This window comes from Mangrovimonas sp. CR14, from assembly GCF_011764015.1.
GTDB classification, from domain to species: Bacteria; Bacteroidota; Bacteroidia; order Flavobacteriales; family Flavobacteriaceae; genus Mangrovimonas; species Mangrovimonas futianensis.
In genome coordinates this window covers 249860-270818 of record NZ_JAAFZY010000001.1, presented here as the reverse complement: position 1 = coordinate 270818, position 20959 = coordinate 249860, and the positions used below count along the sequence as shown (strand labels likewise).

The following is a 20959-nucleotide window of genomic DNA, read 5'->3' as shown; positions in this document are numbered from 1 at the left end:
CTAGATAGCTTTTCTTAATTTCTTAAAGAATTGTTCTTCCCTATCTGCTATGACGTCCAACATATCGGCCACTTGATTGTAGGCATCTGTTTTCGGACTTCTATTTTTATATATGCGGGAAGCCTCCAGTGCGAAATCCCTCCAAGCATCACCGATGCTAGTCATTTCTTTTGAAAGTTCGGAAAGTTTTTGGTTGCCCAAAATTTTACTGGATTCTTGTAAAAAAGCTGCAAAGATGTATCTAAAGCCACCGCCGCCAGTTCCAATCTCTTCCTGCATTCTTACGACCTGTCCCAAATAGTGGTTGGCCACTTTGGTCCCTTTCTTTTTGGGCCATTTTCTTATCAGTTTGGCTATCATTCGAATGCCCTTGACTCCTACAATGGGTACAGGGGCCAACATATCCTTACAGGTTTGTTTGATGCCTTTTATGATGGCTTTTTCCAAGTGTAATTCCTTGGGGAAGGCAATAGGGTAGTACATATGTCCTTTAGGTGCAAAAGCACCTTTTGCAAACCGTACTTTCTCCAATTGTTTATCGGTAAGTGTTGTGACCGTTTCCATAACGGGATCACTAATAAGATATGTGTCTCCTTCCTTGCCATAAACTACCATATTGTGGGCGTTGAAATGAAAGCGATATTCATCTGGAAAATAAAGTAGGTTATAAACACCTACTTGCAATCCAACAGGATTATTTTTTTCAAGATTTTCATCCAATCGAGCCTTGGCCTTGGCTGGGTCTTTAAATTTTTCTCTTTTAATTTTAATACCCACACGATTGGCAAATCGCTTAAAAATAAATCCTGGCATCGCGCGATATGTAATGGCAGGTGCATGATTGACCATCAACAATGGAACATAGCAGAAAAGCAATCCAGATCCAATTCCAAAAACCATGGGTTCACTTACTTCAAATCCATTGTGCTTCATTAAATTGGATACCACACCATTTTCACAATGTGCCGATTGATGGTGCGTAAAATCAATTTTCATGCAATTCGATATTTTTTAATTGCTCAATGCTCACATCAAAAGCATCAGCATATTTTTTTAGAGTTTTGGTAGATAGCCTTTTAAAAACATTAGGTTTAAAATGACGTTTTACGCGCCATTGCCACATACCAACATAACTGGATAAGATACCTAAATCCATTTTATGGTATTCCATGTAGTACTCAATAGGGCTAACATCGTTATTCAAGACCCTATTTTTGGCTGCTGCAACACGTTCATTAATATCTTCAATGGCTTGATTAAGAGCGATGGTTTTAGGGGTCCAACCACTACTATTTACCGTGGTATACTCCCCATTCTCATCCACAGCATAGCACAATTCTTTAAAATTGGCAGATTCTAAATTACTTTTATCTTGAGGTACTTCATTCTTCTTCATTTGCTCCTATGTTAATTCTTGAATCACTAAATTCAATTCACAAGATACTAATTCTTTGTGGTCTTGGACAATTTTACATTGTAACGTACAGATGCTAAATTCTTCTGTGTCAAAACGGGAAATTAACTTGGCATTGGTAACTATAGTAGAGTTAACTTTTGGTAAAGAAAGAATGGAAACTTTTTTAATTGCGCTAATATATCCAATGAGTTTGATGTCATTGGCATCGTTGCCATCAAAATAGGTTTTTCCGACAATTGAAGAACAAGTCTGGGCAGCATTTTCTACTAGCCCAACTTCATTAAAAAAACCATTTTCAGTAAAAAGACAATTTTCGGTTACATGAAAAGAGGTCGATACATGTTGATCATCAATTGAAAGTACATGATCAACCATTAAAAAAGGTTCACGATGCGGTAGAAATTTGGTGATATCAAGATTGTGAATCTTATCCATTATCAGCAATAACAGTTTTCATTTCGCCTGAGGCAATTTCCTCTTGGTCAACGTTTAATACAGTTACGTTAACCATAGTTACTCCCATTATTTCGTGTAAAATACTAACTTTTGTAGTTATGGTCTCTTTGATGGATGGAAGTTTTTTTACAGCTATTTTTTTTATGGATCCAATATATCCTGTGGGTGCATCTTCTCCTTTTAGAAAATAGGCATATCCAGTATGAAGCGCCACCGTCTGGGCCATGTTCTCCACCAATCCAGGTTCTTGTAATTGACCGTTTTCAACAAAAATGTTGTTTTCTGTAATCGTAAAGGTGGAAACAACTTCTGTTTCAGAGAAATGTTCCAAAGAATTCACCATCACAAAAGGTGATTTTTGCGGAATAAGATTTGAAATATCAGTAATTGGGAGTTTTGACATCTAAACCACTGTTACTAATGCGACAGAATATGCAAATCGGGCACTTTCAGGAACAGATAAGAGTATTTTATCTCCTTTTTTCAACTTTCCAGAAGCTACTAATTCTTCAAGCATGATGTAAATGGAACCAGCACCTACGTTTCCAACACGTTCCAAATTCATGAACCAGTTTTCCCATGGAATTTCTACACCACCTTCTTTCATCTCTTTATAAAGTTGCTCTTTGAAATAGTAAGAGGAGATATGAGGTAAATAATAGTCAATTTCTGATGAAGACATTTGGTGTTTTTCAAAAAGCATTTGAAGGGTTTCAACCGCTTTCTTCAAAATAAATTTACCAAGAAGCTTAACATCTTGCTTCATAGCAAATAGCGATTTTTTGCTCCATTCGTTAGAAGGGTACTCGCTCCAAGGTTTTAAAAAGCCGTCTTCCAATTTATCACCGCCAGCATACATACATGCTTCAATCTCATGGGCAAATGAAGTGCCCTCCATCCATTCAATTTTTAAAGGGCAATCCCCTTTGGGCTCGCTTTCCAATAAAAAGGCTCCAGCACCATCTGATAACATCCAGCGAAGAAAATCTTTGTTGAAAGCTAATATGGGGTTGTCTTCTAGGTTTTCTAAATGCTTGAGTTCGTCTTCAAAAACATCGGATTTCATCCAAGAAGACGTTCTTTCAGATCCAGTTACAACAGCATTTTGAGTTTGTCCACATTTCACCGAAAGGTATCCAAATTTCATGGCGTTCATGCCAGAACAACACGCTCCTGAAGGAGAGTTGATTTCAATATTACCATTTTTCAGAAAGCCATGTACCATGGCTGCGTGTGAAGGTAAAATTTGGTCTGGGCTTGACGTACCGCAGGAAAGCAATTCGATGTCTGTGGTTTTGAAGTTGTCATCACACAATCTTTCTACAGCCTCTTTAGTCAATTGGGCATTGTTATGGGTAATGTTCCCATTGTCGTCAATCGCGTAATATCTCGTTTTGATTTGATTGTTACGCAATACAATACGTCTTCCCTTTGAGTGTTGGCCGTTTATTAAACCTAATTTGTCTTCCATTTCATCGTTAGAAATAGGGCGATTAGGTAAAAATTTAGATATGCGTGTTATATAGACTTCCTTCATTGTTTATTCTCCATTTAAGGCGACTGATGAATAATAGCTTTTTTGTTTACTATACCTCTTTCGCAAAGGTAAATAAGTCAACAAAAATAAAATAAAAACTATTGGGGATATGACCCAAATTGCAAATAAAAGGTAAATACTGAACATTTTTACCAATAATCTTCTTTTTGATGTATTTTCCTTACTATTTCTTAGAATTATTTGGGACCATTTTGAGAAAATCTTATTTCCTTTTTGATCGGTTAAAATTAAAAAGGATTTAAGCGAAACAGCACCTTGTTTTAATAAACTGGGTTGTAAATTGGAAAAGTCCCCACTCAATAAATGGTTTAAAATCGTTTTACTAAATCTTACGGAATGGTCAATGTCCTTTTGTTGTACACCAGGTTTAGGAAAGATGCCTAAATACTTTTTCTTTTCACCAGAAAACATCCATTGGGCAATAGTGATCACACTGATATGATTTAGGTGATGGTCTACCAATGCAATGTTGCCAACTAACTGGGCTTTCAAACTAGTAAAATGAACTTTCATCTTTTCCTGGGCCATCATCCATAAATTTCGACACCCAATAACAGTAACTACTGGGGTGTTTTTGAAAAGCTTCTTGGCGTCATCTGTTGCTAGAAAAGATATGGTGGGTAGAGAAGGGGTTAAATACCAAATTTGATATCCCAAAATAATCAGGTCATATGAGGTATTCAATATGGTTTCAGAAACAGGTTTTACGGCTCTTGGTTTCTGACTATAGGTGTCAGGAAAAGCTCCATAGAAGGCTTCTCGGGACCAAGGAAAAGGGAAGGGGTCTTCCATTTCAATTTGGTGATAATCTATTTGAACTTGATCATGGTTCTTGAGATCCGTAACCACGTTATTGACTATTTCTGTTAATTGTCCAGATTGGGAAAAATGGATGACTAAAACGTGTTTCATTAGTTTTTGAGGTCTTTATTTGCACCCCAAAAATCAAAATAGTTAAACCACTGCAAGGGGTATTTTTTCAGCATCCAAGTGACACTTTGTGTGTATTCTTCAAGAAGGCCTAAAGCATCTCTATGTTTGGTGTGCGATTTTCTGGTGTAAAGGTGATAATGGGTATTGGTTTCTTTCATGACATACACAAACAAAACAGGAACATTTAATCGGGATGCAAGCAAAAAAGGTCCGGCAGGAAATTTAGCCTTTTTACCCAATAATTCATGTTCTAAAAATTTTGAATTTTCAATATAGCGATCTCCGGTCATACAAACAATTTCATTCCTTGCTAAAGCGGCATTAATTTCAAAAATGTGTGATAAATCTTCTTGAATAAGAATGAAATTGATATTGGATTTTTTGGTCACGCTTTCCAAATAATCTTTGATAGCGGAATGTTCTACATCTGTGGTGAGAAGGCTTATGGATGCGTCTTCTTCAAGATCTCCAAAAAAATGTTCAGCTATTTCAAAATTGCCAACATGAGCGCTAATAAGAACCCCTCCTTTTTTGGCTCTTAAAGTTTCTTCAATGAGGTGCATGCCGTCAAATTCATAAGTGAATTTTTCCCGAAGTCCTGAAGAAATCGCCACTTTATCAATGATGGTTTGCCCAAAAACGTAGTAGCTTTTAAAAATGCTAATTAGACTTTTGAATTTGGAATATCCTAAGCGTTTGTGAAAGTAATAATAGATAGCCTTAGAACCATCTAGTGCAAAGAAAACAAAATATGTAGCTACAAAATTAAGGACGAAATAGGCAGACCCCAATCCTAGGTTTTTCATACAAAATACAAATATTTTGTAACCCAAAACCGTTCCGCGGGATTTACCTTTCCACTCAGTAGCCATACATTATTTTAGGGGCTGTATTTAGCTTAATTTTCTTTCTATAAGGTTATAAAAGTCTTCAAGGGATTTAACCCCTACAAAGTCTTCTCCTACCAATTTAACACCAAAATTAGATTCAACAGCTACCACCAAATCTACAAAATCTAGACTGTCAAGTTCCAAAGTGTCCTTTAAATTGGCTTCAGGTGAAATATCTTCACTTTCAACCTCAAATTCATCTATAAGAAAGTCGTTTATTTTCTCAATAATAACTTCTTTATCCATTGCTACACCAACATTTTTTTAATAATTAAGGCGGAATTTGTCCCGCCAAATCCAAATGAATTGGACAAAAATACATCAAATTTTTTATCTAGCGTTTTGCTCACCAAATTTAATTTTGAAGCGGCTTCATCTGGAGTTTCTAGGTTTATGTTGGGAGCGATAAAATCGTTTTGCATCATTAGCATGGAATAGATAACCTCACTGGCACCTGCCATCCAGCATTCATGACCTGTCATGGATTTGGTGGAACTCACATAAGGTCCATTTTCACCAAATACTTCAAAAATAGCTCGTGCTTCATTGGCATCTCCTACAGGAGTAGAGGTGGCGTGGGCATTCACATATTCAATATCTGAAGCTTTAATGTTTGACTGTTTCAAAGCCATTTCCATTGCTCTGCTTGGACCATTTACATTGGGAGTTGATATGTGGTCGCCATTAGAAGAAAAGCCATAACCCAATACTTCTCCCAAAATGGGGGCGCCTCTTTTTACGGCAGATTCATAAGATTCTAAAATAAGCGTTGCAGCTCCTCCACTAGGAACCAGTCCATCTCTGTTACTGTCAAAAGGCCTAGAGGCTTGCGCTGGGTTTTCTGTATTGGTTGAGAACACTCCTAATCCGTCAAAACTACCCATGGCAATGGGATTAATTTCTTGGGCTCCACCACAAATAATGCATTCTTGCAAACCTGCTTTTATAAGTTGGTAAGCCATTCCAATGGAATGGGATCCGCTGGCACAGGCTGCACTGATAGTAAAATTAACGCCAGTCAGTTTGAATATGGTGGAGAGGTTCATGGTGACTGAAGAATTCATACCTTGAAAAATGGCTCCAGAACCTACTAATGTTGTGTCTTTTTTATCTCTTATTTTGTCATTGGACTCTACCACAGATTTGGCTGTACTGTCATTGCCATAAAGGATACCTACCTCATGGTTGTCAATAAAGTCTTGGTCTATCCTAGAATTTTTTAAGGCTTCAATGGTAGCCATATAGGCAAATTCAGTTTCCTCACCCATACTTATCCTTTGTCTTCTAGATAGCATGCCTTTTAAATCGGGTCTATTGACCATTCCTGTAAGCGGTGATCGGTATCCAAAATCTATTCTTTGAGGATCTATGACAATACCAGATTTACCTTCATACAAAGACTTTTTTACTTCCTCCAAATTTTCACCTATACAAGAATAAATACCCATTCCTGTAATTACAACTCGCTTCATGTTCCCTTTATTTATGAGTAAATTCCACCATTAATATTAATGACTTCTCCAGTAATATACGATGCTTTTTTAGAAGCTAAAAAGGATACGACGTGGGCAACTTCTTCAGCCTCTCCAAATCGGTTCATTGGAATCATGTTTTTTAATTCTTTTTCATCCAGTTCTGCAGTCATATCAGATTTAATAAATCCGGGAGCTACTGCATTAACAGTGATTTTTCTTTTGGCTACTTCTTGTGCTAGTGCTTTGGTTGCGCCAATCAAGGCGCCTTTAGCGGCTGAATAATTTGCTTGACCAGCAGTTCCTTTCACACCAGAAACTGAGGCAATGTTGATAATTCTTCCGTATCTATTTCTAAGTAATTTCTGAATGAAGAAGTGGGTTACATTATAGAATCCATTGAGAGAGGTATTAATAACAGAATTCCAATCTTCTGATGGCATCCACATAAACAAACCATCTTTAGTGATTCCTGCATTGTTAACTATAACTTCTACCATAGCATCAGGATTATTGGTTTGCCAAGTGTCTAAGGTAGAGGTAACTAGTTCGGCATCAGAAACATTAAATTTTAAAATCTCACCAGAATTTCCTAAAGCTTCTACTTCTTTTAGGGTTTCTAATGCTGCTTGTTCGTTACTGTTGTAATTAATAAGAATATGATAGTCGGTATCTTTTGCCAGTTGGATGCAAATTGCTCGTCCAATGCCGCGAGAACCGCCTGTGATTAGGGCACATTTCATTTATAATAGTTCGTTTAGTTTCGTTTATTTAAATAATTCTAGGTTTTCAAACCATATATTACCTAGGACTTCACCGTTGGGTTTGATAAAAGCCCATTCTTTTTTCAGTTTGACTCTTGATAAGCCATCAATAAAGCCTTTGTCTTCTGTGGCACCAAAAAGGGCGCCAAAATTTACCGAGGAAATATCGTACTTATCCTCAATTACTAAGTTGCCTTTTTTATCAATAAATCCCCATAATTTAGATGGTTTAACTGGTGCTAATCCATCTTTGCTAAAAGTCTCAGCGTCCTTGAATTGATGGTCAATAATTACTTGACCATTGGTATCAACATACCCCCATTTTTTGTCTTTCATAACAGGGGCTAATCCATTGCTAAAATCTTTTACTTTGTCAAATTGGGGTTCAATAACCCAATTACCTTGAGTATCTATAAAGCCCAATTGACCATCTTTTTTTGCAAAGGCAAGACCTTCAGAAGAGGTGAAATCCCAAATTTTTTCAGCTCCTGGAATCTCTTTGAATTGACCGTCAATTATTAAGCCTTTAGAGGATCCCATTTCAGCAACAACAGGGCCATTGGAAACTTGACCTATTCCATCATATTCTGTTTTCACCAGATAGGCTCCAGTTTTGTCAATCAATCCCCATTTTCCACCTTCCAATACTTTAGAGTGACCATTTTGAAAAGGGAACGCCTTTTCAAACTTAGGCTGGACAACAACCGCTCCTTGGGTATTTATAAAACCTACCAAATCTCCATTTCTGATGATGGCCATTCCATCACTAAAATCATAGAATTTATCCGTTTGTACTTGAGCAAGTGTTTTATTTCCAGATTTGTCAATGTAAAACCAATCATCGCCATCGGTAGCTAAAGCAATTCCAGAGTGAAAAGCCTTAACATCTTTAAATTGTGGCTTAATCACCCATTCTCCTTTTCTATTGATGTATCCCCAAGATTTGTCATCATTCATGGCTTCAGCCAAATCATCTGAAAAACTTTTGGCGTCCTTAAATTGGGGTTTAATATGCCATTCTCCAGAAGTGTTGACAAAACCAAATTGACCGTCTGTTCTGGCAAGTGCTAACTCTTGGCCATGACTGCTGAAACCAGCAATCATGAAAATAAAAAAGAATACTCGAAACATGATTAATAGCTTTTAATGATTGATGAGGTACTCCTTAACTTTATTGACATAGGGGTACATCACAACGTCTTTGGTAAAGATAGGGACTATATTCCTTATCTCATCATATACTTTACGTGTTTTTGAAGAAACCTGATCTTTAACATTCAGATATTCAATAGCTTGAACGATAGTTATCAATTCAATAGCAACCACTTCAAATGCATTCTCTATGACTTTTTTTGTAATAAGAGCCGAGTTGGTTCCCATACTGACTATATCTTGATTGTCATTGTTGTTAGGAATACTGTGCACATACATTGGGTTTGACAGCATTTGGTTTTCTGCCGTTGTAGAGGTTGCTGTAAACTGCACTCCCTGCATACCAAAATTTAATCCAAGTTGCCCGAGATTAACAAATGGAGGTAGCATGTCATTTAAACGCGAATTTAACAAGTAGTTTAGCTGTCTTTCAGAAAGCATACTTAATTTGGCAACAACCATTTTAAGTTTATCCATTTCCAGAGACACATAATCACCATGAAAATTCCCGCCGTGGTAAACATGTTGTCTTTCTACATCCACGATAGGGTTGTCATTTGCAGAATTCACTTCCTCAATTAGAATTTTTTCCACACTGTTTAAGGTGTCTAGGACAGGACCTAAAATTTGGGGAACACATCTTAAGGAGTAATATTCCTGGACTTTTTCTTTGAAGACAGAAACATCTTCGTTTTTAGAATATAAATGATGTTCTCTTTTTCTGGTTAATTGGCTATCTTCTAAATGCTCACGCATTTTCTTAGCAATTTCTCTTTGACCGATATGCTTCTTAGAGTCATTTAACTCAAAGGATAAATGGTCGTCATATGCTTTCACTATTTCATTAATAGCAGCAGAAGAAGTGATGGCCCAATCCAGTAATCTTCTTGTGAAAACGGTATTGACCAATCCAATACCAGTCATCACTGACGTTCCGTTCATAAGTGCTAGCCCTTCTCTTAATTCTACAGAGATAGGTGTTAACTGTTCCTTTTCAAAAACCTCTTTGGTGGGTTGGTAACTTCCTTGATAGAAGACTTCACCTTCGCCTATTAACACTAAGGCCAAATGGGCCAATTGAACCAAATCACCACTAGCTCCAACACTTCCATGTTCAAATATTAAAGGGGTAATATCTCTATTGATCAACTCCGTCATCAACATAACAGCTGATTTATGAATTCCAGAATTACCCAGTGATAGGGTGTTTAATCTAGCAACCATAGCAGCTTTCACATAGATAGGAGGAATGGGGTTGCCAGTCCCAGAGGCATGACTGCGTATGAGATTGTACTGTAATTCATTACGCTCAGAATCCTTGATTTTGTATTGTGCCATAGGACCAAACCCTGTGTTTACCCCATATATGACCTTGTTTTCAGAAAATTCTTTAAGAAAATTAAAGCTCTTTTCTACAATCTCTAAAACAGAGTCATCCAATTGAAAATCTTGTTGTTCAAAAATGATTTGATAGAATTCCTTGATCCCTAGAGTCCCTTTAAGTGTCAGCATTAATATTTATTGGATTTTTTTGTGAAAAATTTAAATAACTTGAACTAAAAATAGTTAATTTGGATTGCAAATTTAATATAATAAATGAATTATATAGCTGATTGATTATGATGGATGTGCAAGTAGATGTGTTAATTATTGGTGCTGGTCCTTCTGGATGTGTGGCAGCCTCTTATTTATTTAACCAAGGCCATCGTGTGAAAGTGGTTGAAAAAAGCCATTTTCCGAGGTTTGTAATAGGTGAGAGCTTGCTCCCTAGGTGCATGGACCATTTTGAAGAAGTTGGTTTGCTAGATTGCTTAAAGGAACGAAATTATGAAGTTAAGGCGGGAGCCCGATTTCTTAGGGATGATGTGGTTTGTAATTTTGATTTTAGCCAAAAGCATACCGAAGGATGGGATTGGACTTGGCAAGTACCTAGAGCCGATTTTGATCACACCTTGACTCAAGAACTTATAAAACGAGGCGTAGATATTCAATTTGGTCATGAGGTATTGGATGTACAAATTCAGGAGGATGGAAGTTCGACAACCCAAATAAAGAATGACCAAGGAGAATCCTATCAGGTAAACGCTAAATTTATAGTCGATTCTAGTGGTTACGGTAGGGTGCTTCCTCGCTTGTTGGATTTGGATAAACCCTCTTCCATTCCAGAGCACTCCTCTATTTTTACTCATGTTAAAGATTTAAAGCGCCCAGAGGGAAGAGAAGGAACCCTAATTACCTTTGATGTATTGGATACAGATACTTGGTTTTGGGTTATCCCTTTTTCAAATGGTATCACCAGTATCGGTTTTGTTGGAAAAAATGAATTGATAGATTCATACAGCGGTTCTAATAGTGAACGACTGAAAGCCATGTTGAAGCTTACAGAGTATTACCATTCTAGGTTTGAAGGGTTGGAGTTTGAGTTTGAGCCCGTTTGTATTAGAAATTATTCTAAAGCCGTGAAAAAGTTCTATGGAAAGGGCTTTGTACTAACAGGTAATAGTGCCGAATTCTTGGATCCTGTGTTTTCTTCAGGGGTTACTTTTGCTACAGAATCTGCCTTACAATCGTCTAAATTGATTTCAAAAGAACTAAATGGCGAGACCGTAGATTGGGAAAAAGACTATGCCGATTACATTAAATATGGCGTTAATGTATTTGCTACTTATGTGAAGGAATGGTACACGGGTAATTTACAGACCTTGTTTTTCCATCGTCCTGAGAACTTAGAGGTTAAAAAACAAATATGTGCCGTATTGGCTGGTTATGTTTGGGATGAAACCAATCCATTTGTAAAGAAACATGATCGTATTGTAGCCAATTTGGCCCATGTGATCGATATGCAAAAAGAAATGAGCGAATAGATTTCTATTCGCTCATTACATCTTCTTTATCAAGTAAATTTTATTTGTTGTTTTTGTACATATGCTTTGTCAAGGCTCTTGCAAAAATGATATAGGCATCAGCAATTCTTTGTCCAGAATTGAAATCAAATCCTCCATTTCCTTGTCCTTCAATTTTTGTGTAATCAACTGAAAAAATCACATTATCAGGAGCATCATTTTTATAAACGCTTAAGGTCACTTCAAGTTTTGAATTATGTCTTACCACACCCACATTATAACCTGGGTAAATGAAGGTCGTATGAATTTTCATGGTGTATTCTGCATTGGGTAAGTCTTTCCCAACTTTTACAGTGCCATCTTTATATCTGTCGTTGAACGTATTAATGAAATTTGGCTCGTAAAATTCTTCTCTATCAGAAAACCAAGACTTTTTAAAAGCCTCTCCTGTTCCTGGTTCTTTTTCTTCTCTTTTTGCCATTTTGTCTTTTAAAAATTCTTCCTCAGAATCATATTTAGGAATGGTTAAATCAGAGTAATCAAATACCACATTATAGGCGGTAATACCTTTAAGGTTACTCCATTCTCCTTTGGTTACCTTGGCCTTTTGCGCAGTTAGGTTAGTTGTAATAAATAAACTTAGGGCAATAAATAATAGTTTTTTCATTATAGATGAATAGTTTAGATTAAGTCTCAAATCTAAACAAATACCATTATAGAAAACAAGTAGGAAATAGATTATTTGAAAGAAAAAATATGAAGATAACTCCTAAATTTTCATTGTATTTTTAACCTTTGAATTCAAGGTTGAATTTAAATGAAAATTAGTCATTCATTTTTCCTTCAATCTCGTTAGAATAGATTTGATGGTCGCCAAAACTAAATTTCACTCTAAACTTGGTATTATTGGTGCCCTTGTTTTGCCTTAAAGTAGAAATGGCAATTTCATTTGGAGGCAAGTAGAACTGGGTTAACCCGGTCCCGCAATCATACATCAGCGGACTTTCAATTTGCATCCAGTTCCCCAAAGAGTCTTGAGCCTCTGTTACGATAGGTAAAATCTCTCCAAACCCAATGCTCAAAGTATCATTGCTTTGGTTTCTAATAAATATAGGGTAGGATTTTTTATTGACTCTTCGTTCGGGTTCTTGCTCATATTCCCATACACCCATTGGGAAACCAATGGTTTGCGTGGTGTCAATATAGATCTCTAAGTCATCGGCTTCCGGACTTCGGTATTTGTTCCAATCTTCGACACGGTAACCAACCTTTGCAGTTTTGTAATAAGGTTGGATGGAGTCGTTCATTTTACCAATATAGACTGGTGAAAACTGTGCCTCACGACCCAATAATAGGGTGTCTAAAACCAGGGTGTTGTCAAAACGGTCATGAAGTACCAAATCTGAAAAGACTAAGTTTTTTGATCCTTCAATATCTTCAGATGATTGTTTCTTCTCGTTTTGGCAAGCGGTTAAAACAAGAAGCAGCACTATTATGGTTGCGACAAATTTCATTTTTTTGATGTCTTTCGTTTAGACACTAGTTGGGTTAACTAATTGCGTCAAGACGGGTTAAAGTTAATGATTTTTGGGTTAGTATTTAATTTGCCGCCGATATAAGCAATTCTCTATAGGTTCATGGACGTCTTGAGCATAGTTAAAAGAAAGGGTTTATCTTAATTTCTGGAACATATTACCCACTGGACTTAATTCGTTTGTATTCTGTCTTGGTTTTAGTCAGTTTAGATTTTTTATTAATGTAAAATTCAATTTTCTCCTCAGTGATTTTTACAATCCATTTATTGGGTCCTTTAGAATTGCATCCCATTTCTTTTAGAATGTATAAATCATTTGATTTGATAACATTACCACTGATGCTAATAATATTCTCACTCTGAGAATAATTTTTCCAATTATGTTTATGTACATTAAAACTTTTCCAATAAAAAGTTGAATCTGCTTTTATGATTAACTCTGAAACACCATATGGATAATTAACACCCTGGTTATTGCCATGTGTTATATAAACTTTATCATTTTCAATATTTTGAGACTTTAAATTAATTAGAAAGAATAACAATATAATTGGTAGCTGTCTCATTTTTTGACTAGTTTTCTTTTTAAAGTTTGATTAATAGGGTTATCTACCTTTTTTGTGAATAAAATGCTCAAATAGGAAAATCCAATTATCAAGATTATTGGTAATAAAAATGAATTGGGGAGAATAATTTGTCCTAAGGTATAAATTATAAATACACCAATGTTTTCATGGATTAAATATAGGAAATAAGAAGATTCTCCAATTTTTGTAATCTTTGGGTTTTCTAGAAAAGAGAGCCTTTGTGGGTAATAAATGAATATAAAAACAAGGCAGATCATTACTGCATAAAATAGTCTCACATAAAGGCGTACTCCAGAATAAATAATGAATAGGATAATAAAGAAAATACAAAGTTTTAAAAACAAGGGAACTTTTGTATTATTCATATTGTTCTGATACAAAACATAGGCTAATACCCCCAAACTAAAGAAAGGTAAATAAGATATTAAGTTAAAGCCATTGGTTATCCAGGTGTTATATACATTTAATGTGTAGTCAGAAATTTCAATATTTAAATTGTTCCCACCTTGCACATTTTGCATAACATAATTAATTGAAATTAGAAAAATGGACACAACCATAAAATTTGACATAAAGCGTGATTTATTTAAATAATAAATACAACTGGATAGAAAGTAAAATTGAATTTCTGGCCATAGACTCCAGTAAGAGCCATTTATATATTCAAATTTGGTGTTGAAAATTTCATTTAACAATGATGGTTTGATAAATGATATGCTTGGGATGAAATTTTCCGCAAAGTGACTATTTGGAAAGACATTGTTTTTGTCAAAAATTATAAAGAAAATAAAGGTTATTAAGGAAGCAACTACAATCGAAGGCATTAATCGAATCATTCTTTTTTTCCAAAATAATGTAAGGTTTTCTGTTTTTTCAAGAGTGAAATAGATTACAAAGCCACTTATGATAAAAAAAAACTGTACTCCTAGTTTCCCCCAATTAAAATAGTTGTAAAGGTTGCCATATGGATATAAAGAAAATTCATGGTTTGGTGTTGTCCACCTTGAAAAATAATGAAAAAGCATAACTGCTATGATAGCAATTGCTCTGAATCCATCTAAAGCTAAAATTCTAATTTTTCCTTTAGGCATATTAATATTCGTCATTGCCTAATTCACCGCAACTCAAGTGATATTAGTCGCATTAACAATTACGGTTTGTATATGATTTAATTATTTGTAAATCTGTGAGGATTTTCAAGTTATAAGACCAAGATAGTAAAACCGTTAGGATTTTCCTTACCGAAAATGAGAAGCAATAAATTATAGCCAATATTGCCAGGAGTATTTATTTTTTAATTACCACAATAGCTTTATTAACTATCAAACTTGGATTTTTTGTAGTTTTAAGAATCCCCTTAAAAGTATATTTTCCATCTTCTTTTATTTTTAACTCTTTATTTTTTCCAGTAAAACTCCATTTAGTCTTATTTCCAATTGTTGATTTGATTTCTCCAATAGTTATGTTTTTATTGGTTGGGTCAAATTCCAGAATTGCATAAGGTTCATCATTTTTGTAAACTCTGAATCTAAACAGAAAAGATTCTTCGCCGGAATATTCAAAATCCATTTCTGACCAAAAAGCAATTTTATCTCCTTTTTTTAAATTTAAAGAAGTCTCTTTTTCAAAATAATTTTCTTCGCTAGTACTTACTTTATTGATTGGTAACCTGGCAATTTCTTCTCCAGTTATTGAATCACACGAGGTTAAAAGTAAAAATGGAATTAAAAATAGTAAGATTTGTTTCATAGGTTATTTTTATATTACTGGAAACGGCTTGGGTAAGAATAGTTGCGCAAAAATCCTTAGCAATTTGGGTTATAAATGGTTGGCAATTGAATTTTATTCATAATTTCCAAATAATGGATAATTATCATTGTTGTATCCAAAAGATGTCGTTGTTTCAAATGTATAATATAATTGGAAAGTGCCATCGTCTAATCTATTATAAGAATTTATGGTATAACTACTAAAATTGTTTTCAGAAAATGAGCGATAGAATGCTCCAAGTAAATAGTGTTTTCCTTTAAATGGATTTGGGTTTGAATCATATTCCTGAAATAATATTTCTGTCCTGTTATATACTTCAAGATTCAAGTCATACCTAAATTTTTCAACTTTTGATATGTTATTGTTTTCCACATAGAATTTTTTAAGAACTAAACCGGATTCATTTTTCTCATAAATGAAATTGTTTTCATATTCATAGTTCAGAATTAAACCATCCCTTCGAGTGACTTGTTGTATTCCTTGATTGTTGATAATATATTCGACAGGGTTATCTGGATTATCCGCGAAATAATAAGGCACAGATGTTGGTAATGTATAAACTTTATAGGTTTCATTCAATTTAATTATTGAATCATACATATTGTTAGTTAACGTCTTATTTAAGAAAGATGAAAAAGGATCAAAAGGTATGAATCCTCCAATTACTTTAGATATATTTTGATTTTGGTATTCATAAACAATAGAATCTAATTGAAAAAAAACAAAATGATCGTCCGTAAATCTAATGCCATCATTAAATAAAAGGTATTTTACTTTAGTATCAAGTAGATTATTTGGTTGTACATTTTCAGAAATATCATCATTACTACAACTAACTAGTAGTAAGAAAGGGATGATGATTTTTAATAGACTTTTCATTTTTTTAATTTTGTTAGTCACAGTAATTTTTATTCCATTCCGAATTTTGCGTATAACTTCGGAAATCTATTTTTTAATTCATTTTCATCTTCTTCCCATTCTTCTCCAGTAATTTCAAAATTTTCTAGAATTCCTTGAGGCATATCATTTCCCGTCTTTTTTTCGTAAACGTCGGTTGGAATATAACTCAAACCTTCCCAATCTCCATCGTTTGTTTCTTTGAGTTCGGAAAGTGTTTCAATATTCTGAACTGCACTTTCAAATACTAATTTTCCTTGTCCAATTAACCAACCTCTAAAATCAGAGAAACAGTCATCTGAGCAACCTCTATTGATGATATATGCAGCAGCCCAAAAATCCCAAGTATAGATTTCCCCTTTTAATGTTCTAAATTTATTGTCGAATTCTAAAACTTCTTTTGCAGTTAGTTTTAATAATTCTCTTTCAAGTAGAGATTGTTGTTTTTCATAATCTCCAGAACTTTCAGATTTTGTAATCTCAATAATTCTCCAAAATTTTTCCGATTCCATAATTTCTTTAGAATCTTGAATTGATTCTGTGATTTCAGTATTTTGAAATTTGAAAAACTCTTTAAAACTTTTAGCAAAACCAAAATGATAAATTGCCATTGAATAAACAAAAACCATAACCAATAAAGGTGTTTTATTGATAAAAGGTGTGTCTAAAGTTGCTAAACCAACTAATGCTCCCAAAAGTGCTAAAGAAAATAAAATTATTGAAACAATTTTCGCCCAATTCTTCCCTTTATAAACCATTATTAATAGTCCAACTGTCAATGAAAATCTTATTATTTGTTGGATAAGTTTTTTTGACTCAATTTCTGGTCTCACAGAATGATAAAAATATATTGTGTGAATAGAAACTAATAAAATACTTATTGAAATCAGTATGGTTCTTTTCTTTCCAAGTTTAGTTAATTCGTTCATTTTTTGGTTTAATTATGGCTAACGGTGTGTATAAGAATAGTGCGGTTTTGTGTCCGAGGATTTTCAGTAGGAAAATCAGATGTGATTTTTTATATACGGTGTTGCCAGTATTTTTTTATTTTTCTTTCATTTGTTTATGATATAAAAGCATTTGGGGCAATAGGAATATCAACATAAAGAAACTTGCTGGTGGTATTTTGTCAAAGCCTTTGAATATTCCGAACGCTACAATTAGTCCTACAACTGAAACAATAACTACGGTATTGATTCTTAGTGCCCATTTTAGATATCCTTTCTCTTGCCAAACGTCCCAGCTGTCAATAATCCTTCCTCCATTCTGTTTGATAGTTGAATGTAACAACGCTATAAACTTCTGCGAGTCCTTCATTAGTAATTTCCCATTGCTAATATTAATTTCTCGGTCAGAAGTGATTATTTTTCTTAATAATTCGCCTTGGTCAATTACAACTGTCTTAATGTCCTTAACTGATATTGGTTCTATTGCATCGTAATTAAAAATGAGTTTCTTTTTCCAAGTGAATCGCAAAGTTTCATCATCAAAGTCAACGATTAAATCACCTTTGGCGAAATAGTATATCAGTCCTGATAATCCTGCAAACATAGGAATTGACACAATCCAAAAATAGCTTTTCTGCATAAGTTCTAATCCCGTAAATAAAGAACCCAATAGTATTATAGGAAGCAGAAAGACTATAGTTACAACCCTTGATTGATTAAATATTGTCAGTTTGTAGTTTTTCATTCAAATTGGTGGTAACGGTTTGTATATGGTCTAATTTCTTGTAAATATGTGAGGATTTTCAAGTCATGAAACTAAGATAGTAAAGTTGCGAGAATTTTTTGAGTAGGCTAGAACCAAGCAATTGTTTTAACACGGTGTTAGGTGCAGTTTATTTTCATTTCTTTAAATTCAATCCCATTTATATACTCCGAAATAGTACCTTTTACAGATGTTTTATGTAAAACAAGAACGTATTGGTCGCTATCAGTGTCGATAAAGCTTAAATCAAAATCCGATTTATTTAATGCTTTTTTATAATCGCAAAATACCTTGTCAAAAGAAACAGAAGCTCTTTCTGGATAATCTTTAGGACTTGGTAATTCAATTGTTTTATTAAAGTTCTTTTCAAATGCTGAATTTAATATCCAGTTTAAATCTGCAATTTCAGCTTTCCAGTCCAAAACCAGAAATAGAAAAATCTTTTTTTGATTCAAAAACTCCTTTACATAATTTAGAGTTGTTCCATATTTCCAATGTCCATTATAATTCTTTAGTGTTTTCACGAAAGATTGGAATTCAGAAAATTGTTCTTCATTCAAACAAGCTTGACCTAAATTCAAGTAATTTTCCTTTACCTTTTTTGAAATCGCTTTTGGTTTCGGTCTTGTTCTATTAATGTATTCAGTCCTGAATTCTACTCTTACCAAACTAAAATTATTGTCAAGCTTAACAATTGAGTCAGGAAATTCATCTCTTAATTTTGATATTTCTGAGATATAGTTTTTTAAAATCTGCTTTTTTCGTTTTCTCCCAAAAAGGCCAATGCTTTTGATTTTTTTAAATGCGTTAAAAAGAACTTTTTCATCCCATTTTCTGGATGTACTAACAATCAAGCCTAAATCATAAGATTTTCCAGAAGTCATTCCAATGAAGTTTGGTTTATTTTCGGCAATATTTGGCAGTAAAAATTCAGAAATACAATCTTTTCCGTGAATATCTCTGTTTGTATGGATAAACGTTCTGATGATGTCCATTTGGGTTTTTTATAATTGAACCTAACGGTTTGGCTATGGTTTCGTTGCGTGAAAATCCGCGAGGATTTTCCGCCGAAAACCGAAGATAGCAAATTTGCGAGGACTTTCCGTGAGGAAAGTCAGAAGCAATGAACTATAGCCGTTGTTGTACTGCGTTATTTTTTATCAAATTCGTTTATCAATTTATGCAATTTGTCATTTTCAGGTATTTTTTCAATCCACGTTCTGGCTGAAATTCCATGATTGTTTATTTTGTCCAAATCCGCACCACGATTTAAGAGTTCTTTTATAATTTCAAATCGTAATTGGTTGACTGCTTTTTGTTCTTCTCTCCAAGTCAAACCGTATTCTCTAATCGCTGTAAATATTAGATTATTTCCATGTTTTTCGGTTGAGTTAATGTCCGCTTTTCCAGTTTTTATTAAAATTAAAGCAATATTTGACATACTATGAAAAGATAATGCTATTTCCAATGCATTATAACCTTCCTTTGTTTTGAGATTAATATCTGCTCCTTTATCAATTATGTATTTAACAAGTTTTACATGATTTTCAGAACCTTTAAATTCAGAGTTACAGTCACTAATTACACTTATTAAAATACTTCTTGAATGTTCGTAATCAGCATATCCATTCACATCTATTTTTTGATTTTCAATTAGCTCAATTACTTTGTCGTAAGAGGCTTGATACAAATTTTGAAAAAATTGAATTCTGATTTTATCATCAATTTCGTATAGCTGTTTAGTCCGATTAATTTTAGATTCAGACTTTTTTGGAGAGAACAAACCTTTAAATAAATTCATTAGTTTCTTGGTTGGTCATAATGCAGTACAACATATGTATAAACACACTGGTGTGTTTATTTTTATTATACATACACCCAAATATAAAGAAATACTTACATGGAACTCTTTTCTATCCCTTCAGTAGCTAGATAAAAATTTCTATTTGAAAAAGAAGTACCTGTTTTGTGCCATTAAGAAATACGCACCCCATATTTTTCTCCCAATTTTTCAAGCATTTCAATCGTCATCTTTTCAATGTCAAAGGCATGTTGCCAGTGCCAGTCATTTCGGGCCGAAGAGTCATCAATACTTTTAGGCCAGGAGTCGGCGATTTTTTGTCTAAAGTCAGGGTTGAAGGTGATTGTAAAATCAGGAATGTGTTTTTTGATGGCTTCAAATAGGTCTTGAGGTGTAAAGCTCATAGCGGCCAAATTGTAGGAAGATCTAATTTTTACATCATCTTCTGGGGCTTCCATAAGGTTGATGGTCGCTTTTATGGCATCATCCATAAACATCATGGGCAAAGAGGTATCTGCACTTAAAAAGCACTCATAGGATTTTTCGGTAAGTGCTTTGTGATAAATGTCTATAGCATAATCTGTGGTTCCTCCACCAGGTAAGGTTTTCCAACTGATGATTCCTGGATACCTAATGCTTCTCACATCCACACCATAATTCTTAAAATAATATTCACACCAGCGTTCACCTACTTGCTTGGTTATACCGTAAACAGTAGAAGGCTCCATGATGGTATGTTGCGGTGTGTTTTCTTTGGGGGTATTGCTGCCAAATACAGCAATGCTTGAAGGCCAAAAGACTTTTTTAATCACCCCGTCCTTGGCTAAATTCAACACGTGAAATAAAGAATTCATATTTAAATCCCAGGCAGCCATTGGGTTTTTTTCTCCCGTTGCACTCAACATGGCCGCCATTAAATAAACAGTGTCTATGTCATGTTTGTCAATACAATTCTTGACCGAATTATAATCTTTGGCGTCTACGATTTCAAAAGGACCAGATTGAACAACTTCCATATTTCTGGAATCAATATCACTGGCAACCACATTGTCTTTACCGTGTTTGTTTCTAAGTGCCTGAGCTAGTTCAGATCCTATTTGCCCACAAGCACCAATGATTAAGATTTTTGAAGTCATTTTGGTCATTTAAAAAGTTGCACAAAATTAAGAAGATTT

General features: G+C 34.4%; 24 protein-coding genes. 1 reads left to right on the top strand and 23 read right to left on the bottom strand.

Annotated elements, in window-relative coordinates:
• Genes GZ212_RS01110 through hutH form a run of 12 tightly spaced genes read right to left on the bottom strand, consistent with a single transcriptional unit; the run spans position 1 to position 10154 of the window.
• Positions 1-996 carry a BtrH N-terminal domain-containing protein gene (locus tag GZ212_RS01110; protein WP_053970638.1) on the bottom strand — a complete coding sequence of 332 codons (996 nt, stop codon included), beginning with the start codon at positions 994-996 and terminating at the stop codon, positions 1-3.
• Complete coding sequence (locus GZ212_RS01105) at positions 986-1396, bottom strand: hypothetical protein (RefSeq protein WP_166956491.1); 411 nt, start codon at positions 1394-1396, stop codon at positions 986-988. The genes GZ212_RS01110 and GZ212_RS01105 overlap by 11 nt, the downstream gene beginning before the upstream one ends.
• 6 nt (positions 1397-1402) lie before the next feature.
• Positions 1403-1852, bottom strand: coding sequence for an ABC transporter permease (locus tag GZ212_RS01100; RefSeq protein WP_053970636.1), 450 nt, complete (start codon positions 1850-1852; stop codon positions 1403-1405).
• Positions 1845-2276 (bottom strand): hypothetical protein, encoded by a 432-nt coding sequence (locus GZ212_RS01095; protein ID WP_166956488.1) that lies wholly within the window; start codon positions 2274-2276, stop codon positions 1845-1847. The genes GZ212_RS01100 and GZ212_RS01095 overlap by 8 nt, the downstream gene beginning before the upstream one ends.
• Positions 2277-3410, bottom strand: a complete 1134-nt coding sequence (locus tag GZ212_RS01090; RefSeq protein WP_053970634.1) for a beta-ketoacyl-ACP synthase III — start codon at positions 3408-3410, stop codon at positions 2277-2279. It abuts the gene before it with no gap.
• A gap of 3 nt (positions 3411-3413) precedes the next feature.
• The gene (locus GZ212_RS01085; RefSeq protein WP_166956485.1) at positions 3414-4343 is read right to left on the bottom strand and encodes a dialkylrecorsinol condensing enzyme DarA; all 930 of its coding nucleotides are present in this window, start codon (positions 4341-4343) and stop codon (positions 3414-3416) included.
• A complete protein-coding gene (locus tag GZ212_RS01080; RefSeq protein WP_053970632.1) occupies positions 4343-5236 on the bottom strand; it encodes a lipid A biosynthesis acyltransferase in 894 nt (297 codons plus the stop codon). Before GZ212_RS01080 ends, GZ212_RS01085 begins: the two co-directional genes overlap by 1 nt.
• A gap of 21 nt (positions 5237-5257) precedes the next feature.
• Complete coding sequence (locus GZ212_RS01075; protein ID WP_053970631.1) at positions 5258-5500, bottom strand: acyl carrier protein; 243 nt, start codon at positions 5498-5500, stop codon at positions 5258-5260.
• Between the two features lie 2 nt (positions 5501-5502).
• Complete coding sequence (locus GZ212_RS01070) at positions 5503-6726, bottom strand: beta-ketoacyl synthase (protein WP_166956482.1); 1224 nt, start codon at positions 6724-6726, stop codon at positions 5503-5505.
• Between the two features lie 11 nt (positions 6727-6737).
• A complete protein-coding gene (gene fabG, locus GZ212_RS01065; protein WP_166956479.1) occupies positions 6738-7469 on the bottom strand; it encodes a 3-oxoacyl-ACP reductase FabG in 732 nt (243 codons plus the stop codon).
• A gap of 24 nt (positions 7470-7493) precedes the next feature.
• Positions 7494-8621, bottom strand: a complete 1128-nt coding sequence (locus GZ212_RS01060; protein ID WP_166956476.1) for a WG repeat-containing protein — start codon at positions 8619-8621, stop codon at positions 7494-7496.
• Between the two features lie 12 nt (positions 8622-8633).
• Positions 8634-10154 (bottom strand): histidine ammonia-lyase, encoded by a 1521-nt coding sequence (gene hutH, locus GZ212_RS01055; protein WP_166956473.1) that lies wholly within the window; start codon positions 10152-10154, stop codon positions 8634-8636.
• A 107-nt stretch (positions 10155-10261) separates the two neighbouring features.
• Here hutH and GZ212_RS01050 point away from each other — a divergent pair, with 107 nt between their 5' ends.
• Entirely contained in the window at positions 10262-11506 is a 1245-nt protein-coding gene (locus GZ212_RS01050; RefSeq protein ID WP_166956471.1) for an NAD(P)/FAD-dependent oxidoreductase, read from the top strand.
• A 40-nt stretch (positions 11507-11546) separates the two neighbouring features.
• Here the strand turns inward: GZ212_RS01050 and GZ212_RS01045 are convergent, their stop codons facing one another.
• The 11 genes from GZ212_RS01045 to GZ212_RS00995 all read right to left on the bottom strand — a co-directional run bounded on the left by GZ212_RS01045 (position 11547) and on the right by GZ212_RS00995 (position 20920).
• On the bottom strand, positions 11547-12152 hold the full coding sequence (locus tag GZ212_RS01045) for a hypothetical protein (protein ID WP_166956468.1): 606 nt from the start codon (positions 12150-12152) through the stop codon (positions 11547-11549).
• A 157-nt stretch (positions 12153-12309) separates the two neighbouring features.
• Entirely contained in the window at positions 12310-12999 is a 690-nt protein-coding gene (locus GZ212_RS01040; RefSeq protein ID WP_166956465.1) for a hypothetical protein, read from the bottom strand.
• A gap of 178 nt (positions 13000-13177) precedes the next feature.
• The gene (locus tag GZ212_RS01035; protein WP_166956462.1) at positions 13178-13585 is read right to left on the bottom strand and encodes a hypothetical protein; all 408 of its coding nucleotides are present in this window, start codon (positions 13583-13585) and stop codon (positions 13178-13180) included.
• Positions 13582-14697, bottom strand: coding sequence for an acyltransferase (locus tag GZ212_RS16205; protein WP_206080358.1), 1116 nt, complete (start codon positions 14695-14697; stop codon positions 13582-13584). The genes GZ212_RS01035 and GZ212_RS16205 overlap by 4 nt, the downstream gene beginning before the upstream one ends.
• Positions 14698-14893: 196 nt before the next feature.
• Positions 14894-15355: a hypothetical protein gene (locus GZ212_RS01025; RefSeq protein ID WP_166956457.1), complete on the bottom strand. Its 462-nt coding sequence runs from the start codon at positions 15353-15355 to the stop codon at positions 14894-14896.
• A 93-nt stretch (positions 15356-15448) separates the two neighbouring features.
• Positions 15449-16255: a hypothetical protein gene (locus tag GZ212_RS01020; protein WP_166956454.1), complete on the bottom strand. Its 807-nt coding sequence runs from the start codon at positions 16253-16255 to the stop codon at positions 15449-15451.
• 29 nt (positions 16256-16284) lie between these two features.
• Positions 16285-17202, bottom strand: a complete 918-nt coding sequence (locus tag GZ212_RS01015) for a DUF4240 domain-containing protein (RefSeq protein WP_166956451.1) — start codon at positions 17200-17202, stop codon at positions 16285-16287.
• 115 nt (positions 17203-17317) lie between these two features.
• The gene (locus tag GZ212_RS01010) at positions 17318-17860 is read right to left on the bottom strand and encodes a hypothetical protein (protein WP_166956448.1); all 543 of its coding nucleotides are present in this window, start codon (positions 17858-17860) and stop codon (positions 17318-17320) included.
• 242 nt (positions 17861-18102) lie between these two features.
• Positions 18103-18978 (bottom strand): hypothetical protein, encoded by an 876-nt coding sequence (locus GZ212_RS01005; protein ID WP_166956445.1) that lies wholly within the window; start codon positions 18976-18978, stop codon positions 18103-18105.
• A gap of 155 nt (positions 18979-19133) precedes the next feature.
• The gene (locus GZ212_RS01000) at positions 19134-19784 is read right to left on the bottom strand and encodes an ankyrin repeat domain-containing protein (RefSeq protein ID WP_166956442.1); all 651 of its coding nucleotides are present in this window, start codon (positions 19782-19784) and stop codon (positions 19134-19136) included.
• A gap of 173 nt (positions 19785-19957) precedes the next feature.
• Entirely contained in the window at positions 19958-20920 is a 963-nt protein-coding gene (locus GZ212_RS00995) for an NAD-dependent epimerase/dehydratase family protein (protein WP_166956439.1), read from the bottom strand.
• Positions 20921-20959: the final 39 nt, after the last annotated feature.

What these genes read in the sequence shown, in the direction of transcription:
- GZ212_RS01110 (WP_053970638.1), bottom strand. Translation starts at nt 996, where the DNA reads ATGAAAATTGATTTTACGCACCATCAATCGGCACATTGTGAAAATGGT.
- GZ212_RS01105 (WP_166956491.1), bottom strand. Translation starts at nt 1,396, where the DNA reads ATGAAGAAGAATGAAGTACCTCAAGATAAAAGTAATTTAGAATCTGCC.
- GZ212_RS01100 (WP_053970636.1), bottom strand. Translation starts at nt 1,852, where the DNA reads ATGGATAAGATTCACAATCTTGATATCACCAAATTTCTACCGCATCGT.
- GZ212_RS01095 (WP_166956488.1), bottom strand. Translation starts at nt 2,276, where the DNA reads ATGTCAAAACTCCCAATTACTGATATTTCAAATCTTATTCCGCAAAAA.
- GZ212_RS01090 (WP_053970634.1), bottom strand. Translation starts at nt 3,410, where the DNA reads ATGAAGGAAGTCTATATAACACGCATATCTAAATTTTTACCTAATCGC.
- GZ212_RS01085 (WP_166956485.1), bottom strand. Translation starts at nt 4,343, where the DNA reads ATGAAACACGTTTTAGTCATCCATTTTTCCCAATCTGGACAATTAACA.
- GZ212_RS01080 (WP_053970632.1), bottom strand. Translation starts at nt 5,236, where the DNA reads ATGGCTACTGAGTGGAAAGGTAAATCCCGCGGAACGGTTTTGGGTTAC.
- GZ212_RS01075 (WP_053970631.1), bottom strand. Translation starts at nt 5,500, where the DNA reads ATGGATAAAGAAGTTATTATTGAGAAAATAAACGACTTTCTTATAGAT.
- GZ212_RS01070 (WP_166956482.1), bottom strand. Translation starts at nt 6,726, where the DNA reads ATGAAGCGAGTTGTAATTACAGGAATGGGTATTTATTCTTGTATAGGT.
- fabG (WP_166956479.1), bottom strand. Translation starts at nt 7,469, where the DNA reads ATGAAATGTGCCCTAATCACAGGCGGTTCTCGCGGCATTGGACGAGCA.
- GZ212_RS01060 (WP_166956476.1), bottom strand. Translation starts at nt 8,621, where the DNA reads ATGTTTCGAGTATTCTTTTTTATTTTCATGATTGCTGGTTTCAGCAGT.
- hutH (WP_166956473.1), bottom strand. Translation starts at nt 10,154, where the DNA reads ATGCTGACACTTAAAGGGACTCTAGGGATCAAGGAATTCTATCAAATC.
- GZ212_RS01050 (WP_166956471.1), top strand. Translation starts at nt 10,262, where the DNA reads ATGATGGATGTGCAAGTAGATGTGTTAATTATTGGTGCTGGTCCTTCT.
- GZ212_RS01045 (WP_166956468.1), bottom strand. Translation starts at nt 12,152, where the DNA reads ATGAAAAAACTATTATTTATTGCCCTAAGTTTATTTATTACAACTAAC.
- GZ212_RS01040 (WP_166956465.1), bottom strand. Translation starts at nt 12,999, where the DNA reads ATGAAATTTGTCGCAACCATAATAGTGCTGCTTCTTGTTTTAACCGCT.
- GZ212_RS01035 (WP_166956462.1), bottom strand. Translation starts at nt 13,585, where the DNA reads ATGAGACAGCTACCAATTATATTGTTATTCTTTCTAATTAATTTAAAG.
- GZ212_RS16205 (WP_206080358.1), bottom strand. Translation starts at nt 14,697, where the DNA reads ATGCCTAAAGGAAAAATTAGAATTTTAGCTTTAGATGGATTCAGAGCA.
- GZ212_RS01025 (WP_166956457.1), bottom strand. Translation starts at nt 15,355, where the DNA reads ATGAAACAAATCTTACTATTTTTAATTCCATTTTTACTTTTAACCTCG.
- GZ212_RS01020 (WP_166956454.1), bottom strand. Translation starts at nt 16,255, where the DNA reads ATGAAAAGTCTATTAAAAATCATCATCCCTTTCTTACTACTAGTTAGT.
- GZ212_RS01015 (WP_166956451.1), bottom strand. Translation starts at nt 17,202, where the DNA reads ATGAACGAATTAACTAAACTTGGAAAGAAAAGAACCATACTGATTTCA.
- GZ212_RS01010 (WP_166956448.1), bottom strand. Translation starts at nt 17,860, where the DNA reads ATGCAGAAAAGCTATTTTTGGATTGTGTCAATTCCTATGTTTGCAGGA.
- GZ212_RS01005 (WP_166956445.1), bottom strand. Translation starts at nt 18,978, where the DNA reads ATGGACATCATCAGAACGTTTATCCATACAAACAGAGATATTCACGGA.
- GZ212_RS01000 (WP_166956442.1), bottom strand. Translation starts at nt 19,784, where the DNA reads ATGAATTTATTTAAAGGTTTGTTCTCTCCAAAAAAGTCTGAATCTAAA.
- GZ212_RS00995 (WP_166956439.1), bottom strand. Translation starts at nt 20,920, where the DNA reads ATGACTTCAAAAATCTTAATCATTGGTGCTTGTGGGCAAATAGGATCT.